Below are 3,815 nucleotides of genomic sequence, written 5' to 3'. Positions count from 1 at the left end.
TCCAGGCGAGGCATCATGATATCGATAAATATGATATCGGGATGCTGACCACTGATTATTGGCAAAGCCTCAAAACCATTATCCGCAGTGAGAACTTCACAACCTGCTTTCTGCAGCAGGGATTCAGCGCTACGGCGAATCGTTTTACTGTCGTCAATGACCATCACCTTAAGGCCTGAAAATTCTGATAAAGTCTCACTCACAGTCATTTTTACCTACAGCCTGATACATTCGATTAAAATCAACCCTGAAGATAACCCATTTTTGATCGTCAGGCTAGTGACTACTTTCGATGTTAAGGTCTGTTATTCCTTCATTTCTAAACGCATGGCAGAGTATGTATGACTTGAAAATTGCAATCTGTGTCCCATATCACAGTAAATACGGTCTGTTTATCTTTTGTTGTCCCTGGAAGGGCGGGAAAATCGCTTGCAGCAGTGACGGTGATAAAAGATAAACAGCCCTAATTCAGCCAGCCTTATTTTTATTGACTCAGAGAGTTCATCATGACTTCAGCTGTACCGCATCTCATTACTGCCCTGAATGGGCCTTTACTGGAATTGGAATCACATTTACTTGAGCGTCAGGCTGATGTGGAATGCTGGTTACGTGAGCAATGGCTTAAAACTCCCGCACCGTTCTATGCATCGGTTGATTTGCGAAACTCGGGATTTAAACTTGCACCGGTAGACACGAATCTGTTTCCGGCAGGTTTTAACAATCTTAACCCGGCATTTATGCCGCTATGTGTGCAAGCTGCGCAGGCGGCGGTTGAACGACTTTGTCCGAAAGCCCGTCGGGTATTAATCATTGCGGAAAATCACACGCGTAACCTGTTTTATCTGGAAAGCGTGGAAACCTTAAGAGATATTTTTGAAAAAGCCGGCCTGGAGGCGCGCATTGCCAGCTTGCGTGACGATATCAGTGAGGCTATACAGGTCGAATTGCCCTCTGGGAAAACCTGTGAAATTTCACCTTTGGAAAGACAGGGAAATCGCGTTGCGATAGGGGATTTTTCGCCTTGTCTGGTGTTACTCAATAATGATATGTCAAGTGGGCGTCCAGCCATCCTGGAAGGTGTTGAACAGCAACTTGCGCCTCCACTAAAAGCCGGGTGGGCCACTCGGAAGAAGTCGGATCACTTTACCCACTATTCGATGGTTGCTCATGCTTTTGCTGAGCAAATTGGGATAGATCCTTGGCTGGTATCGCCACTTACATTGCAATGTGGTGAAGTCAATTTTATGGAACGCAGCGGCATGGAGTGTCTGGCACGTAATGTGAACACCTTGTTAACGGCGATTCAGAATAAATACAATCAGTATGGCATTGATCGTGAACCGTTTGTGGTAGTGAAAGCAGATTCAGGCACCTATGGCATGGGTATTATGATGGTGAAAAGTGCTGATGAGTTATTGAACCTGAATCGCAAGCAACGCACTAAAATGTCTTCGGCCAAAGAAGGTCTGGTCGTTGATAATGTATTGGTTCAGGAAGGTGTGTATACCTTCGAAACTCTCGGTGAGGAGGAGGCTGTGGCTGAGCCGGTGATATATATGATGGACCATTTTGTTATCGGTGGCTTTTATCGTGTGCATACAGGCCGTGGCATTGATGAAAATCTTAATGCGCCGGGAATGCACTTCGAGCCCCTGGCGTTTGCCCAGTCCTGTATTACACCGGACAAATTTGATAAGCCGGATGCTGAACCGAATCGCTTTTATGCCTATGGGGTTATTGCGCGACTAGCGTTGCTAGCCGCTGCAAGAGAACTGGCATAATTCAGGCGTTATGCTCACTTAAATAGGCGATAGTCATGGTCTGGTTGTGCAACAGGCTATGGCTATCGTCTTCTCCGGAACAGATTTCACCATTTGAGTAAAAACCGGTAATGCCGGTTTGCATGCCCAGCAGACGCTGAACCGCATACACTTCGTCTGAAACCTGATCTTCCATCACCAGTTTACGACCTACACAGCTGACGCAGATGGCCAGCGCTTTATCGTTAATATCCACTTTTTTCAATAAGATTTGCCGGGCAGCTTCGCTGGCTCCGGCGACCAGCTGATCATGATCGGATTTCAGAAAACGTACGGTTGACCCTTCAGCAATATTGCCGGCAAAGGTCATACTGTTTTCTTTTTCGTTAATCGACAGCAAGGTTCTTATGACATTAACGTTTTTGTCATCCATGATGGCGAACGGAAAATTAAGACCCGAAGAAGGCAGTTCGCTGGCATAGTAGCCGATATACATTTTATAAAGCGGTAAGGCTGGTTTGTTATCCATTTCATAGACCACATTTTTAATGGCCTTGGTGATACGTCTTGGCGGGCCGTAAGGTTTCCAGCCACCTAATGCGCCACTGGTCACAATAGCGTCTTTGCCATAAATTCCTACAGCAATGACAATGCGATCCTGGATTTGATCATTATTCAGTAACAGAGTCTTGCTAAATTTGGCATCATCGCCAGCCAGACCGCCGGTAATAGGGGTGTTGGGCAATACTTCCTGCAGACCTTCAACCAGTTCTGAACCGTTAACATTAAGGCCATCGCTGAGAACAAATACACCTTTTAAATCCGGAGCGACTAATTCATTGGCGATTTGGGCACCTAAAGCATGTGATTGCTCCATGCTGTTGACGGGTTTGCAGATGAAGCGAAGCTGGCTGCGCTGCCACTGCATGGCGGTAATATGTACGCTGTCATCAAACACGCCATCTCCGGTAATTTCACCGGAAGTGGTGCAACCGATAATTTGGGCATTGGGGTAGCGTTTCTGTAACTGGCTGGCAAAATTGCGTTCGCTGAAACGGTTAACGGAGCCGAAAACCAAAACCCAATTTGCTTCACTCAATGTCGATGCAGATGAGAGTTTGTTAAAACCGCTTTTGGTAGGTAAATGTTCCTGTACAAACTTCATTTTATTAAACCCAACATCCTGAAATTTAAATGAATCATTAGCATCCTTGTTCTATGTGTTCAAAAAACATCAGCCGATACTACATCAGATTGTCTGATACTGGGAGTAGCTTGATTCAAAATGTGAACTGATTTGCACAAATCTGGCGCATAAAAAAGCCCTGAGCGCCTATTCCGCGTCAGGGCTTTCGAGTAAAAAAAGTTTTTAACCAGCCAGTTTCTGTTTAAGGATATCGTTGACCTGTCCTGGATTGGCTTTGCCTTTTGAGGCTTTCATAACCTGTCCCACAAAAAAGCCGAATACCTGTTCTTTACCATCACGATATTGCTGTAATTGATCGGGATTAGCGGCAATCACTTCATCAATCATTGCTTCGATGGCACCGGTATCGGTGACTTGCTTAAGACCTTGAGCTTCAATGACGGCATCGGCATCAGCGCCTTTACCATTCCAGATGGCTTCAAACACCTGCTTGGCGATTTTACCGGAGATAGTATTGTCCTGAATGCGAAGTAATACGCTGCCCAGTTGGGCTGCAGAGACCGGAGATTCAGTGATGTCGAGACCCGCTTTATTCAATGCGCCGGAGAGATCCCCGATGACCCAGTTGGCACATTGTTTGGGATCTTTATTGCCTGTCGCGACAAGCACGGCTTCAAAATAATCAGCCAGTTCACGGCTGCTGGTCAGTACGCTCGCATCATACCTTGATAAGCCCATTTCACTTACAAAACGATCGCGTTTCTCGTTGGGCAATTCCGGTAAAGTGGCACGAACCTGTTCAATCAAGCCTTCATCTAAAACCAAAGGCAATAAGTCAGGATCCGGGAAGTAACGGTAATCATTGGCTTCTTCCTTGCTCCGCATGGAGCGGGTTTCATTTTTATCCT

Annotated in this window: 3 protein-coding genes and 1 pseudogene; 1 reads left to right on the top strand and 3 read right to left on the bottom strand. The window is 46.0% G+C overall.

All coding sequences use genetic code 11. From position 1 onward, the window contains the following. Positions 1 to 203: response regulator (locus B3O33_RS04875; protein ID WP_292363109.1), on the bottom strand; the 203-nt coding region annotated here is incomplete at its 3' end. A gap of 303 nt (positions 204 to 506) precedes the next feature. Between B3O33_RS04875 and gshA the strand changes: the two genes are divergently transcribed. Continuing rightward, positions 507 to 1,781 (top strand): glutamate--cysteine ligase, encoded by a 1,275-nt coding sequence (gene gshA, locus B3O33_RS04870; RefSeq protein WP_292361219.1) that lies wholly within the window; start codon positions 507 to 509, stop codon positions 1,779 to 1,781. Position 1,782: 1 nt separating this feature from the next. On the opposite strand, the gene B3O33_RS04865 is transcribed toward gshA, so the two are convergent. Both B3O33_RS04865 and gatB read right to left on the bottom strand, forming a co-directional pair. Continuing rightward, on the bottom strand, positions 1,783 to 2,925 hold the full coding sequence (locus B3O33_RS04865; RefSeq protein WP_292361218.1) for an FIST signal transduction protein: 1,143 nt from the start codon (positions 2,923 to 2,925) through the stop codon (positions 1,783 to 1,785). Positions 2,926 to 3,129: 204 nt separating this feature from the next. Continuing rightward, a pseudogene (gatB, locus tag B3O33_RS04860) lies at positions 3,130 to 3,815 on the bottom strand (Asp-tRNA(Asn)/Glu-tRNA(Gln) amidotransferase GatCAB subunit B); the annotation flags it as partial.

Source organism: Methylophaga sp. UBA1464, from assembly GCF_002325665.1.
Taxonomy (GTDB): Bacteria; Pseudomonadota; Gammaproteobacteria; order Nitrosococcales; family Methylophagaceae; genus Methylophaga.
The sequence above is the reverse complement of the archived record's forward strand: the minus strand, read 5'-3'. Positions and strand labels throughout refer to the sequence as shown.